Origin of the sequence: Phytohabitans rumicis, assembly GCF_011764445.1 — a bacterium.
In the GTDB taxonomy this organism is placed as follows: domain Bacteria; phylum Actinomycetota; class Actinomycetes; order Mycobacteriales; family Micromonosporaceae; genus Phytohabitans; species Phytohabitans rumicis.
In genome coordinates, this window is sequence record NZ_BLPG01000002.1 from 708,231 (window position 1) to 722,264 (window position 14,034).

Here is a 14,034-nt window from a genome sequence, read left to right on the forward strand (position 1 = left end):
GCGGCTACTCCGCCAGCATGCGTACCGAGTCGGGGTGGATGCTGTCCGAGTACGCGTCGAACGTGGCGCCCTTGCCGAATACCGGCTGCAGGTTGTCCGCCATCGGCACCACGTCGGCCCGGTTCACCAGCGCCGCCTCGGCGGCCACCCACTTGGCGCACGCCTCCGGCTGCGGCAGCGCGGGCGCCTCGCCGACCAGCTTGGCGTACACCGGGTTGTCGATGAAGCCGTAGTTGAGGCCCTTCGGCGGGGTCGCCCCGGACAGGAACGGCACCAGCGTGGCGGGGATGAACACGCGCAGCGCGATCCAACCGGCGTCCCAGCTAGAGCTCTTGAAGAGCGTCTCGTTGAGCCCCGCGGACTGCTGGCCGGTGATCTTCACCTCGGCGCCGAGCGTGGTCCACGCCTTCGACACCAGTTCGGCCGCGGCCGGGTACGTGGAGGTCACATTGGTCTCGTAGATGAACGTCAGGGTCAGCCGCTTGCCGTCCTTGACCCGTACGCCGTCCGCGCCCGTGACCCAGCCGGCCTCGTCCAGCAGGGCGGCGGCGCCGGTCGCGTCGTACGCGGGCGGTGTCCACGGCGCCTGGGCCGGCAGGCACGGGTTGCCGGCCTTGCCGGCGAGCGTGGCGAGGCTGGTCGGCGCGGTGCCCTTGCCGTCGGTCAGCACGGTGCGGATCTCGTCGGCGTTCAACGCCATCGCCAGGGCCCGGCGGACCTTCTCGTCGGCGGCCGGGCGGCCCGGCTGCTCGTTGAAGGCCAGCTCGCCCACCGGCGTGACGCCGCCCTGCCGGAGCAGGTCCATCCGCTCCAGGCGCTGCCGGTCCGGGCCGGCCACCGCCGCCGCGTTGACCTCGCCGCCGAGCAGCAGGTTCGCCGCCGTGGTCTCGTTGGGGACCACGCGGACGACGACGGTGTCCGGCAGCCCGGCGGTGTCGCTGGTGACGCCGTCGACGCCCCACGTGTACCCGGTGCGCTTGCGGAACGTGTACCGGTCGTTGGGGCCACGGACGCCAGCTCGAACAGGCCGGTGCCGATCGTCTTGTCCGTCAACCCCTGCGGGTTGTCCAGCCCCTTGGCGCAGACGATCATCACGTTGCCGCTCTTGACCAGCAGGAACGAGTCCGGCGTCGGCGACGTGACGGTCACCGTGCGGGCCTGGTCGTCGGCGGTGGCCTTGGTGCCGGCGGTGACCTGGCCGCCGAGCTGCATGGCCGTGTTCTTCGGGTCGGCGATGTAGGTGAAGTTGCGGGCCACGTCCGAGGCGGTCAGCGGGCTGCCGTCCGAACAGGTGATCCCCGGCTTCAGCGTGTACGTGATGGCCGTCGGCGTGACGTCCCACTTCTGCGCCAGCCACGGCCGGACCGCGCCGGCGCCGTCGACGCTGATCAGGGTGTTGTACGCGTACGCCGCGACCACCTGGGTGACGGCCATCGGCGAGTGGAAGATGTCCAGGGTGCCCGGGTCGGCGGCGATGGCGTGGGTGAAGGTGCCGCCGCTTTTCACCTGCTGCCCGGTGCCGGAGTCGGAGTCGGATCCGCCGCACGCGGCGGTGCTGGCGGCGAGCGCGACGACACTGCCTATGACGATGTGCTTTCGCATGCTGTTTCCCTTCGATTGGCGGCTATGACGAGCGCAGCTTCGGCACCGCGTCCAGCAGCGCCCGGGTGTGCGCGTGGGCCGGTGCGGTGAGCACCTGGGCGGCCGGCCCGTGCTCGACGAGCCGCCCGCCGGCCATCACCGCGATCTCGTCGCTGACGTACCGGACCACGGCCAGGTTGTGCGAGATGAACAGGATCGTCAGGCCCAGGTCGCGCTGCAGCTCGCGGATCAGGTTGAGCACCGAGCCCTGCACGGACACGTCGAGCGCCGAGGTGATCTCGTCGGCGATCACCACCGCGGGCTCGGCGGCGAGGGCCCGGGCCAGCGCCACCCGCTGCCGCTGGCCGCCGGACAGCGCGCGGGGCAGCGCCCGCCGGACGTCCGGGTCGAGGTGGACGAGCTCCAGCAGGCGGCACACCCGGCCGTCCCGGGCGCCGCGCGGGCGGCGGCCCGGCAGGGCCTCGGCGATCGACGCGCCGACCGGCATCCGCGGGTCCAGCGACGAGTACGGGTCCTGGAAGACCAGCTGTACGGGGCGCCGGCCGCGCACCCGGGTGACATCGGCGCCGTCCAGCAGCACCCGCCCGCCGGCCACCCGGTGCAGGCCCACCGCGGCGGCGGCCAATGTGGACTTGCCGGAGCCGGACTCGCCGACCAGCCCGACGGTGGTGCCGGCGGGCACGGTGAGGCTGACTCCGTCCACCGCCGGGTGGCCGCCGAAGCGCACCGTCACGTCCTGGAATTCGAGCGCGCTCATGACGCGTTCCAGCAGGCGACCTTGTGCTGCCCACTGTGGACGGTCAATGGTGGACGGTCGGTGGCGCAGCGCTCGTCGGCCCGGTCGCAGCGGGGCGCGAACGCGCACCCCGGGGGCCGGCGGGCCGGATCCGGCGGCCGGCCCGGGATCGTCGCGAGTGGACGGTCGCGGTCGGTGTCCAGGTGCGGCACCGACGCGAGCAGCGCCCGGGTGTACGGATGCGCCGGCCCGGACAGCAGCCGCTCGACGGTCAGGTCCTCGACCACGGTGCCGCCGTACATGACCAGCACCCGATCGCACAGGCCGGACACCACCGCGATGTCGTGCGAGATGAACAGGATCGCGGCGCCGGCGTCCGCGCGGGCCCGGGCGAGCAGCTCCAGCACCTGCTTCTGCACGGTCACGTCCAGGGCGGTGGTCGGCTCGTCGGCGACGATGAGGCGCGGCGTGCCCATCAGCCCGGCGCCGATCATCGCGCGCTGCCGCATGCCGCCGGACAGCTCGTGCGGATGCTGGCGGGCCCGCCGCTCCGGGTCGGCGATGCGCACCGCACGCAACCGGTCCACCGCACGGGCCAGCGCCGCCCGCCGGGACAGCCCCTGGTGCACCTCGGCCACCTCGGCGAGCTGGCGGCCCACCCGCAGGGCCGGGTTGAGGGAGGTCATCGGGTCCTGGAAGACCACGGCGAGGCAGGTGCCCAGCAGCGAGCGGGGCGCCCGGTCGAGGTCGTGGCCGAGGAATTCCAGCCGGTCGGCCTCGACCCGGCCGGGCCGCTCGATGAGGCCGGCGCACGCCATCGCCGTGAGGCTCTTGCCCGAACCGGACTCGCCGACAACGCCGACCGCCTCGCCGGGGCGTACGTCGAAGTCCACCCCGTCGACCGGGGTCACCCAGCCGCCATCGGGGGCCGGAAAGGAGACGCGCAGCCCGCGTACCCGCAGAACGGTCTGCTCGGACGGCGCCGCCGGCCGGGCCGCGGCGCGCTGCGGCGCGGACGCCGGGGGTACGCGTGCGGTGCGGCGCCCCACCGCGGCCGCGAGCGCCTCCCCCAGCAGGTTGAACGTGAGGCCGGCGAGCACCACCGCGAGGCCCGGCGCCAGCGCGGCGGCCGGGTTGACGTAGATGCGGTCCAGGCCCTCGTTGAGCAGCCGGCCCCAGTCGTAGCCGGGCGGCTGGATGCCCAGGCCCAGGAAGGACAGGCCGGCGAACGCGAGCAGCGCGCCGCCGGCGCCGATGGTGGCGTTGACGATCAGCGGCTCGGCGATGTTCGGCAGCACGTGGCGGAAGAGGATCCGGGTCCGGCCGACGCCGACGACCCGGGCCGCGGCGATGTAGTCCTGCCCGGCGACCGAGGCGGCCAGGGTCTGGGTGAGCCGGGCGAACACCGGCGCGCCGGCCAACCCGATCGCGAGCACCGCGCCGCGCGCGCCGGCGCCCCAGACGATCGCGAAGAACAGCGCCAGCAGCAGCCCGGGGAACGCGACCAGCACGTTGATGGCGGCGGCGACGAACCGCCCGGAACGCCGGCCGAGCACCGACGGCAGCGCGCCGAGCAGCAGGCCCAGCGCCACCGCGAGCAGGGTGGCCAGCACCGCCAGCAGCACCGACAGGCGGGTCGCGGTGAGCACCCGGGCGAGCACGTCCCGGCCCACCTCGTCGGTGCCGAACGGGTGGGCGGCACTGGGCGGCTGGAGCCGGTCGACGACCGAGTCCCGGGCCGCCGCGTCGCCCCACACGAGCGGGCCTGCGACCACCAGGGCGAACAGCGCGGCCGTGGCGAGGGCGGCGGCGAGTCCGAGCGGGGTACGCGGCGCCCGCATGTCAGCCCTCCCGGATCGTGGAGCGCGGGTCGGCCTTGGACAGCACCAGGTCGACCAGGAAGTTCACCAGCAGCACGGCCGCGCCGTACACGAGCACGATGCCCTGGGCCAGCGAGTAGTCCTTCTGCGTGATCGCGTCGACGAACGCGGTGCCCAGGCCCGGCCAGGCGAAGATCGTCTCGACCAGCACGGTGCCGGCGATCATTCCGGTGAGCATCATGCCGGCGATGGTGAGCCCGGCGGTCAGCATGTTCGGCAGCGCGTGGCGCAGGTAGATCAGCCGGGCCGGCAGCCGCTTGGCCCGCGCGGTGCGCACGTAGTCCTGCCCCAGCACGGCCAGCCCCTCGACCCTGATCACCCGGGCCAGCGCCGCCGCCGGGGCGACCGCGAGCGCGGCGACCGGCAGCAGGTACGCGGCGGCGCCCGCGTTGCCGGCCACCGGCAGCACCGGCCAGGTCACCGCGAACGCGAACACCAGGCCCACCGCGAGCAGGAACTCCGGCACCGCCACCAGCACACCGGTGGCACCGGTGAAGGCCAGCTCGGCGCCGCGCCGCCGCCCGCCCCGGGTCAGCACCGCCATCGCCACCCCGAGCGGCACCGCGACCAGCAGGATCACCACGAACGCGGCGCCGGCCAGGGCGAGGGTGTCCGGCAGCCGCTGGCCGATCACGTCGGCCACCGGCAGCCCGGTCGCCGACGACACGCCCAGGTCACCGCGGAAGAGGCCGCTGACGTACGCCCAGAACTGCTCGTACAGGGGGCGGTCCAGGCCGAGCTGGGCGCGCCGGGCCGCGACCAGGTCTGCCGGCGCGGTCACGCCCAACGCCGCGCGGACCGGGTCCCCGGGGATCAGGTGGATCAGCGCGAACGCGGACGACACCAGCACGGCCAGGGACACCAGCAGCCGCACCGCGCGCCGGGCGACGAACCGCGTCCACGGGTTGTCTCGCCAGCCTGCCACCATCGCCGAAACGTACGGCGGGTCGTCGCGTGTGATCTTCGTCGGCGCGGATGAACGGACGGTCGCCGGGTCGTCGCGAGGCACCAATCATCGCCCGGCCCGGTGCGGTTGACTGGCGATCGTGATTGTTCTGCGTGGCGGCACCGTCTTCGACGGGCTCGGCGCGCCCGGCGTACGGGCGGACGTGCTGGTCGCCGACGGTGTGATTCGGGAGGTCGGTGACGTCCCCGCGGCCGCCCGCGAGATCGACTGCACCGGCCGGTACGTCGCGCCCGGCTTCGTCGACGCGCACGCGCACAGCGACCTGGTGCCGCTGCTGCCCGACCCGCAGCCGTTCAAGCTGCTGCAGGGCGTCACCACCGAGATCAACGGCAACTGCGGGATGAGCTTCGCGCCGGCCACGCCCTCGTCCGCGCCCGTGCTCGCCGCCACGTACGGCCAGATGCTGGCCGGGCCGGCGCCGATCGTGCCGTCCACGTTCGCCGAGCTGCTCGACCGGGTGGGGCGGGCCGGACCGACCAACCACGTGGCGTACCTGGTGGGGCACCACGCGCTGCGGCTGGCCGCGAACGGCCCCGACGCGGACCTGCGCCCCGGCGCCGCCGAGGAGATGGCGCGGCTCGCGGCCGAGGCGTTCGAGGCCGGCGCGCTCGGCTTCTCCACCGGGCTGATCTACCCGCCCGGCTCCTTCGCCGGCGTCGACGAGCTGACCGGGCTGGCCAAGGTCGCGGCCCGGTACGGCGCGGTCTACGCCACCCACATGCGCGACGAGGGCCGGCACGTCGAGGAGGCCATCGACGAGGCGGTCGCGGTGGCCCGGGCCGGCGGCATCCGGCTGCAGATCTCGCACTGCAAGGCCGCCGGCCGGGACAACCACGGCAAGGCGGGCGCCGTCCTGGCCAGGATCGCGGCGGCGCGGCTGGCCGGCGTCGACGCGTACGGCGACCAGTACCCGTACCGGGCGGCCGCCACCATGCTCGCGGCGCTGCTGCCCACCGCGGCCGGCGGCCCGGCGGCGATGGCGCGGCGGCTGGCCGACCCGGACCAGCGCGCCGCGCTGCGCGCCCAAGCGGCCCGCGGCGAGCCCGGCGACGGGATATGGGCGTCCAGCGAACCGGCCGGCGTGCACGTCGTCAAGCACGCCGACGCCTCCGTGGCCGGGCGCACCCTCGCCGACCTCGCCGGGGACGCCGACCCGTTCGACACGCTGTGCGACCTCGTACGCCGGGACAGCACCGCGGCCGTGGTGCTCGACCTGATGGCGGAGGACGACGTGCGGCGCATCATGGCCAGCCCGCTGGTCGGCGTCGGCTCGGACAGCGGACCCCCGTTCGGCCCCGCCCACCCGCGCACGTACGGCACGTTCCCCACCCTGCTCGGCCGGTACGTCCGCGAGACCGGCGTGCTCACCTGGCCGGAGGCGCTGCGCAAGGCGACCTCGCAGACCGCCCGCCACTTCGGCCTGCACGGGCGGGGCGCGGCGCTGCCCGGGTACCACGCCGACCTGGTGGTGTTCGACCCGGAGACGATCGGCCACCCCGGCTCGTACGTCACCCCTGACGAGCCGGTCACCGGCATCCACACCGTGCTGCTGGCCGGCGAGCCGGTGGTCGAGGACGGACAGTTCACCGGCCGGCGCGCCGGACGCGTACTGCGACGAGGAGGATCATGAACCCGGTCGAGAAGGTCTTCGCCGACGCCGGCGTGCGGGGCTGGCTGCACGCCGTCGACATCGACACCGGCGCCGAGGTCGGCGTCGACGCCGACGACGCGGTGGTGACGGCGAGCGTCTTCAAGGTGTTCACGCTGGTGGAGCTGTGCCGGCGGGCCGCGCTCGGCGCGCTGGACCTCACCACCCGGGTGCCGATCCCGGCCGGCGACCGCTCCGACGGCGGCCTCGGCCTGTCCGCGATGCGCGACGCCACCGAGCTGTCGCTGCGCGACCTCGCGTACCTGATGATCAGCATCAGCGACAACCACGCCGCGGACGTGCTGACCCAGCTGCTCGGCGAGGAGCCGATCAACGCGACGCTGCGGTCGCTGGGCCTGACCCGCAGCGGGGTCGTCGGCACCTGCCGCAGCTGGTTCGCCCAGATGCGCGAAGACCTGGGGATCGCCGCGTTCGAGGAGTTCAGCGCGTACGACGACGCGATGGTGGCCCGGCTCCGGGCGGCCCGCGGCCTGAACCCGGCGCACGCCTCGCACACCACCCCGCGCGAGATCACCACGCTGCTGTCCCGGATCTGGCGCGCCGACGGCCTGCCCGCCGACGCCTGCGCCGAGATACGCCACCAGCTGGGCCTGCAGGTGTGGCCGCAGCGGCTCACCTCCGGCTTCCCGCGCGACGACGTCAAGGTCAGCGGCAAGACCGGCACGGTCCCGTTCGTCTTCAACGAGGCCGGCGTCGTCGAATACCCGGACGGCGGCCGGTACGCCGTCGGCGTATTCCTCCGGCTCCCCGGATGACCTTCCGCGACCCGGTCGCCGACGCCGCCATCGGCGCTGCCGCCCGGGTGGCTGTTGATTCGCTTCGGTCGCGGTAGGGGGTTTTGGGGGCCGGGGTGCCTTGCGAAGCCCGTCAGGCTTGATGTCTTCGCAAGCCACCCCGGCCCCAAAACCTGACGTGGTCCATCGACTGCCGCGACTTTATGGCTAGGGTTTCGGGCCGGGGTGACCTGCGGAGACATCAAGCCTGACGGGCTCCGCGGGCACCCCGGCCCGAAACCCCCACACGTCGAGCAGCGCGGGAACGGAGTGATCAGCGCGGCCGGTCATCGCCGAGTTGGACACGAGCGCGTTGAGGACGGACTCCTCGACCGCCTCCACCACCGCGGTGAAGAACGGATCCATCGACTCCCACGGCACGAAGCGCAGCGTCCCGTACCCGCCGTCGCCGGGCCAGCCGTCCGCGTTCCCCACCGAGAACGCCAGGAAGATGTCCCCGGAGAAGTGCGACCCGGTCGTACCCGTGCGGGCCAGCCCGAGCGGCACCCGCCGGGCCAGGGCCCGGCACTGGTCGGGCAGCAGCGGCGCGTCGGTCGCCACCACCGCGATCACCGAGCCGGCGCCGGGCGGCAGTTCATCGAGTACGCGCGGCACGTCGCCGGGCAACCGGCGGCCCACCGGTACGCCGGCGATCACCAGCTCCTCCCGGGTGCCGAAGTTGGCCTGGACGTAGGCGCCCACCCGGTACGCGTCGGCGCCGTACCGCACCAGCCGGGACGCGGTGCCGGCGCCGCCCTTGAGGTCGTAGCAGGTCATGCCGGTGCCGCCGCCGACCGAGCCCTCCGCGACCGGCCCGCCGCGGGCGCCGTCCAGCGCCCGCACCACGTGCTCGCGCCGCACGTGGTCCCCGTTGACGTCGTTGAGGTACCCGTCGTAGGTCTCCGCGACCACCGGCAGCAGCCAGCGCCCCGCGGCGTCCGGGTGGGTGCGCACCGTCCAGTCGATGACGCCGCGGTGGCCGGCGCCGACCGCGTGCGTATTGGTGAGCACGATCGGGCTGCCGAGCGCGCCGGTCTCGGAGATCAGCGTGGTGCCGGTCATCTCGCCGTTGCCGTTCAGCGCGTACCAGCCGGCGGCGCACGGCCGCCACGCGCCGGCCCGGCCGCGCGGCAGCACGGCGGTGACGCCGGTACGCACGTCGTCGCCCTCGATCAGCGTCACGTGGCCGAGCTCCACGCCCGGCACGTCGGTGATCGCGTTCCACGGTCCCGGCTCGCCGCCCAGCGCGATGCCCAGGTCGCGCGCCCGGGTCACCAGCCCACCTCCGCCATCGCGCGGCGGATCGCGTCCGCCGTCGTACCCCAGGTGCGGGCCGCGGCGGACAGCACCGCGGCGGCGAAGCGCTCCCGCAGCTCGTCCTCGTCCACCTCGGTGGCGCGGCCGCCGGACAGCAGCACGCGCCCGCCCACGATCACGGTGTCCACGTCGGTGGAGCCGCCGAGCTGCAGGAACGCGGCCAGCGGGCGGGGCCGGAAGAGGTACCGCCAGTCGGTCGCCGGCACCAGCACCAGGTCGGCCTGCTTGCCCGGCTCCAGGCTGCCGATCTGGTCCGCCCAGCGCAGCCCGCGGGCGGCCAGCCGGGTGCCCATCGCCAGCGCCGTGCTGGGCCGTACGGCCGTGTCGTCCGACCACACCTCGTTGTGCCCGAGCCAGGCCAGCCGCATCGTCTCCGGCATCCCGCCGACCGCCTGCGCCTGCCCGTCGGTGGAGACGGACACGTCCAGCCCGGCGCGGAAGAGCTCGATGATCTGGCGGCTGCCGGACAGGCCGGACTCCCCCGACGTGCCGTACTTGGCCGGCGAGTGGCTGATGTGCACCCGCGCCTCGCGCAGCATCCGCCGCTCCTCCTCGTCGGCGAACGCGCAGTGCACCGCGATGAGCCGGTCGGTGAGCAGGCCGAGCTTGGCGAACCGGCGGATCGGCGTCTCCCCGAAGTACCCGCGCACCACGTCGGCCTCGTTGCGCAGCGCCCCGATGTGCGTGGCGAGCGGGGTGTCGAACCGCCGGGCCAGCTCCCCCAGGCCGGCGCCGAGTTCGTCGATCATGTTCGGCGAGTAGATCACCGACGGCATGGCCCGGATCCGCCCGGTGCCGTCCGCGGCGCAGTCGCGCAGCAGCGCCTCCACCCGCGCCAGCACCTCTCCGGCGTCCCGGGTACGCCGGAACCGGTCCTCGTCGGGCGGGCAGCAGGCGTCGCTGGCCCAGACGCTCAGCACCCCGCGCATGCCCAGCGCCCGCACCGCCGCCACCACCGCCTCCGGGCGGTTCATCGAGCCGACGTCGCCGATCGTGGTGGTGCCGCCGCGCAACTGGGTCCACAGCGAGTACCGCGCGATCGCCTCGGCCTCGTCCGGTTCCAGCGCCGTGGCCCGCTGGTACGCCCGGTCGAAGCGTACCGACATGTCCTGGATGTCCCCGCCGAGCGCCATCCACCCCGGACGGTCGTCGAGGTCGTACACCAGGCCACGCGGCGGCTGACCCGACGCGTACGGGTCAAGCACGGCCGCGAACTGCTCATGCCAGTGCGGGTTGACGAACCCGGGCAGCACCAGGTGGCCGCGCGCGTCGATGGTCCGCGGCCGCAGGCCGGCGGCCACCGCGTCGACCTCCCGCGTCGGGCCGACCGCCGCGATCCGCCCGTCCAGCGCGAGCACCGACCCGCGGACGTGAACGGTGTCGGCGGGGTCGGCGGTGTGGACGAATCCGTCGCGGATGAGTAGCGCCTCGGTCATGCCCGCACCGTATTGACCCGCCCGCCACCCGGTCTTCGTCGCCGCCCACGAACGCATGGCCGTACTCTGGCGGCCGCGGACTACCGCGCGGCGGCCGCCGCCATGATGCGCTGAACGTTGTCCGGCGAGAGGTACTCCCCCACCGGTGTGCTGCCCTGCAGCACGCCGAAGAAGCGGCTCGACTCGGCCGGATCGGCCGCGATCGCGGCGAGCAGGGCGACCCGCTCGGGCGGTGGCGGCTCCATCGCGGCCAACTGCGTGGTCAGATCCAGGTACGGAAGGAACCACCCGTCCCGGCGGGTCACGTAGTCGGCCAGCGCCGCCGCCATGGGCCGGTCCCCCGTCAGTCCGCTGTGGACCGACTCGGTCAGCAACTCCGCGCAGATGAACGCGTCCATGATGCCGGCGGCCAGGCACGGGTCCTTGTGGTAGCCGGCGTCGCCGACCAGCGCCCAGCCCGGCCCGCACGCCGTACGGAAGAAGTTGGGTAGGTCGGCGGTGGCCCGCATCCGCTCGACGCGCTCGCCGGCGCGGACCCGCGCGGCCAGGTCGGGCACCCGGTCGATCGCGGCGAGGTACTCACCCTCCACATCGGTGCGGAACCGCCCGAAATCCTTGGTGGGACAGGCCACGAAGACGCACGCGAGGTCGTCGTTGGTCGGGAAGACCACGACCGCCCGGTCGCCGAGGTTGTAGATCTCCGTGCCACGACCGGAGACGCCACGGTAGTACGCGTAGTAGGTCGCCGTCAGCGCCGGAGTCTCGTGGTAATAGCCGGCACCGACCGCGCGCGCCACCGTCGACCGCAGCCCGTCGGCGCCCACCACGAGCCGGGTCCGCTCGGTGACCAGCGTCCCCGACTGATCCCGACCCTGGATCCCCACCACGGCGCCGTCCTCGACGAGCAGACCCTCCACAGTGAACCGTTCCCGCACCTCGGCACCGGCCTCGGCGGCGGCGTCCACCAGGACCTTGTCCAGCACCGTCCGGCGCACGCAGTACGGGTACCGCTCGCCGTCCACGGCCGGTGGCGGGCCCGCGATGGCGAACGCGCCGAAGTCCATCCGGAAGAACTCGTGCGGCGGCGGACCCGAGGCGAGCACCCGCTCCAGCAGACCCCACCGGCGCAACGTCGCCACCGCCGGCACATGCAGCAGGTGCGTGGAGATGACGTCGCTGGGAAACTGCGCCCGATCCACCACCAGCACCCGATGCCCCTGGCGCGCCAGCAGCATGGCCGTCGGGGCACCGGCGACACGCGCGCCCACCACGATGACGTCAAACATCCACCCAGCTTGACAGATCCCGGGCTCAGCCCGCCGTCCCTCGAACGCGCGAAGCGGCCATAGCGCCGGCGCCCGGCCACCATCGACCTGGTGCTGGAGGCTGGTGACCTACCGTCGCCAGGGCAACAAAAAGTGAGCAAGATCTATGCGTGCGTCGAGGCGATCTGATCCGTAGTCCGTGGTCCGTCGGAGACCTTGATGGCTCTGTCCGATGTGGACCTCAGGACCTCCGGGAGGCCGGGAGCGGTCCCGTGCCAGAAAGTTCGCCGACACGCCGGCGACACGCGCGAACTGCTCCCTGATCAACAAACTGGCCGCCATACGGGGCAGTGATCTTCGCACGCCTGTACGACAATAGATGGGTGATGCCAGACGTGTTGACGCAGCTCAAGGCCACGGCCGACGCTGGCGTCAACACGCCCACCTGGTCGTTGCGCGACGAGGATCTGGTCGAGTGTTTGGACGCCGTGCACGCCATCACCCAGGCCGTCGTGGCGTTGCAGTCGCGGCTGGTTCGAGAGATCGACAGCCGCGGTCTGGCCATCACGCAGCACGCCTCCAGCACGAAAGCGTGGCTGCGTGAGCATTTGCGGATCAGTCCGCACGCGGCCAAGCGGATGCTGGAGCTGGCCCAAGCCCTCGACGCGCGGCCCGTCCTGGCCAAGGCGGTTGCCGACGGTCTGGTCAACACCGAGCAGGCGCAGGTGATCGCGGCCGCGCTACAGCAGCTTCCCGCTGAGGTGGTGGGCAAGGCGGAGAAGGCCATGATCGGTCGGGCCGCCGAGTTCGAGCCGAACACGCTGCGCCGCTACGGCGAAGGCATCCTCGCCTACGTCGCCCCCGAACTCGCCGAGGCCGCCGACGCCGACGCACTCGAACGCATGGAAGCCAGAGCGCGGCAGACCCGCGCGTTCCACCTGACCCGGCACGGTGACGGGCGCGTCCGGTTGACCGGCTGGCTGGACGAAGACGGCGCCGCCACCGTCAACGCCGCGTTGGATCCGTTGTGCGCACCCCGCCACGACGTAGACGTGCGCACCCCGGCGCAGCGCCGGGCTGATGCGTTGGTCGAGATCTGCGACCTGGCGATGCGCACCGAGGACTTGCCGGAGAGCGGTGGGGAGCGGCCGCACGTGGTGGTGACGGTGTCGTTCGACATGCTGCGCCTCGCTCTCGGTGTCGGCACCCTGGACACCGGTGAGCGGCTGAGCCCGGAGCAGGTGCGCCGGCTGGCCTGCGACGCCAAAATCATCCCCGCCGTCCTGGGTGGCGATGGGCAGATCCTCGACCTCGGCCGCACCCGCCGGCTGATCAACGGACCACTACGCCGGGCGCTGGAGTTGCGGGACAAGGGATGCGCGTTCCCCGGCTGCGACCGACCACCACGCTGGTGCCACGGACACCACATCCGGTCGTGGGCCGACGGCGGACCCACCACCTTGAACAACAGCGTCATGTTGTGCGGCCACCACCATCGGTTGATCCATCGTGGGCATTGGACGGTCCGGATCGCGGCGGACGGGATGCCCGAGTTCATCCCACCCGCGTACGTGGACCTGGAGCGCCGACCACGCCGCAACACCTACCACCACCGCGAGTGACACCGCGGCCTCGGCAAGACAATGGAATGTCCAATCGGGGCGATATTCCGTTGCTTGGCACCGGCGCTGTTTGTACCGTCGGCGCGACCAACCGGGAGGACCACCAGCATGAGCATCCATGTGCGCCGTCTCGGACCCGATGACTGGCAGACCTGGCGCGACGTCAGGCTCGCAGCACTCGCCGAGGCGCCGCACGCCTTCGCCTCGTCGTTGGCCAAGGAACAGGGCTACGACGGACGTGTGCAAGCGCATCATGACGCGAGACCTCAGGGGCTAGAACGTGAAGACCCAGCCGAGCTTCTTTCTGGCCTCGCACCAGTTGGCGTGCAGCTCGTCGTAGCTCACCGCTTGTCCGAACCAGTGGCCCGCGGCGGTGGTGCGGATCGCCCAGCCCTGCACGCCCTCACAGCTGAGCAGCCGCCCGGGTAGTGCCTCGAAGTCCCCGCCCGCCGCCGTGAGGTCCCCGCAGGCCAGTACCGGGTCCAGATACCACTCCTCGCCGCCGCCGGCCGGGTGGCAGGTCAAGGTGGTGGTGAACACCTGGTTCGAGGCCGCGGGCGCACTCCACGAAAGGTTCAAGACCGCTCCCGGCTCGTCGACCGACGAGGCGGAAGCACTGGCGGAGGCGGGCGACGCGACCGCCGCCGTGAGAAGCACCGCGGCCGCGTACGTGCTGACAACTCGTAGGAAACGCATACCTACAGCCTGCGCGCCGCGAATGCGGTGACATCGATGCCTGGGGATGACGATCCGGCGACATTCGTGCC

At 73.2% G+C, this 14,034-nt stretch carries 10 protein-coding genes and 1 pseudogene; 3 read left to right on the forward strand and 8 right to left on the reverse strand.

Annotation, left to right across the window (positions count from 1 at the left end; genetic code table 11):
• Window positions 1-4: 4 nt before the first annotated feature.
• The 4 genes and pseudogenes from Prum_RS46870 to Prum_RS46890 form a co-directional block, all read right to left on the reverse strand.
• Window positions 5-1,602 (reverse strand): annotated as a pseudogene (locus tag Prum_RS46870) (ABC transporter substrate-binding protein).
• 22 nt (window positions 1,603-1,624) lie between these two features.
• A complete protein-coding gene (locus tag Prum_RS46880) occupies window positions 1,625-2,359 on the reverse strand; it encodes an ABC transporter ATP-binding protein (protein ID WP_173085912.1) in 735 nt (244 codons plus the stop codon).
• Window positions 2,356-4,179 (reverse strand): dipeptide/oligopeptide/nickel ABC transporter permease/ATP-binding protein, encoded by a 1,824-nt coding sequence (locus tag Prum_RS46885; RefSeq protein ID WP_173085914.1) that lies wholly within the window; start codon window positions 4,177-4,179, stop codon window positions 2,356-2,358. The genes Prum_RS46880 and Prum_RS46885 overlap by 4 nt, the downstream gene beginning before the upstream one ends.
• A gap of 1 nt (window position 4,180) precedes the next feature.
• Window positions 4,181-5,146, reverse strand: a complete 966-nt coding sequence (locus Prum_RS46890) for an ABC transporter permease (protein WP_173085916.1) — start codon at window positions 5,144-5,146, stop codon at window positions 4,181-4,183.
• 118 nt (window positions 5,147-5,264) lie between these two features.
• Between Prum_RS46890 and Prum_RS46895 the strand changes: the two genes are divergently transcribed.
• Window positions 5,265-6,815, forward strand: a complete 1,551-nt coding sequence (locus Prum_RS46895; protein WP_246278805.1) for an N-acyl-D-amino-acid deacylase family protein — start codon at window positions 5,265-5,267, stop codon at window positions 6,813-6,815.
• Window positions 6,812-7,609, forward strand: a complete 798-nt coding sequence (locus tag Prum_RS46900; protein WP_218577936.1) for a serine hydrolase — start codon at window positions 6,812-6,814, stop codon at window positions 7,607-7,609. Before Prum_RS46895 ends, Prum_RS46900 begins: the two co-directional genes overlap by 4 nt.
• Before the next feature lie 186 nt (window positions 7,610-7,795).
• Here the strand turns inward: Prum_RS46900 and Prum_RS46905 are convergent, their stop codons facing one another.
• The 3 genes from Prum_RS46905 to Prum_RS46915 all read right to left on the reverse strand — a co-directional run bounded on the left by Prum_RS46905 (window position 7,796) and on the right by Prum_RS46915 (window position 11,666).
• Entirely contained in the window at window positions 7,796-8,902 is a 1,107-nt protein-coding gene (locus Prum_RS46905; protein WP_173085918.1) for a DmpA family aminopeptidase, read from the reverse strand.
• Window positions 8,899-10,380 (reverse strand): amidohydrolase family protein, encoded by a 1,482-nt coding sequence (locus Prum_RS46910; protein ID WP_173085921.1) that lies wholly within the window; start codon window positions 10,378-10,380, stop codon window positions 8,899-8,901. Before Prum_RS46910 ends, Prum_RS46905 begins: the two co-directional genes overlap by 4 nt.
• A gap of 80 nt (window positions 10,381-10,460) precedes the next feature.
• Entirely contained in the window at window positions 10,461-11,666 is a 1,206-nt protein-coding gene (locus Prum_RS46915) for an NAD(P)/FAD-dependent oxidoreductase (RefSeq protein WP_173085924.1), read from the reverse strand.
• A gap of 365 nt (window positions 11,667-12,031) precedes the next feature.
• Between Prum_RS46915 and Prum_RS46920 the strand changes: the two genes are divergently transcribed.
• A complete protein-coding gene (locus Prum_RS46920) occupies window positions 12,032-13,267 on the forward strand; it encodes an HNH endonuclease signature motif containing protein (protein ID WP_173085926.1) in 1,236 nt (411 codons plus the stop codon).
• A 273-nt stretch (window positions 13,268-13,540) separates the two neighbouring features.
• Here Prum_RS46920 and Prum_RS46925 read toward each other — a convergent pair whose 3' ends face one another.
• Window positions 13,541-13,963: an SSI family serine proteinase inhibitor gene (locus Prum_RS46925; protein ID WP_173085928.1), complete on the reverse strand. Its 423-nt coding sequence runs from the start codon at window positions 13,961-13,963 to the stop codon at window positions 13,541-13,543.
• Window positions 13,964-14,034: the final 71 nt, after the last annotated feature.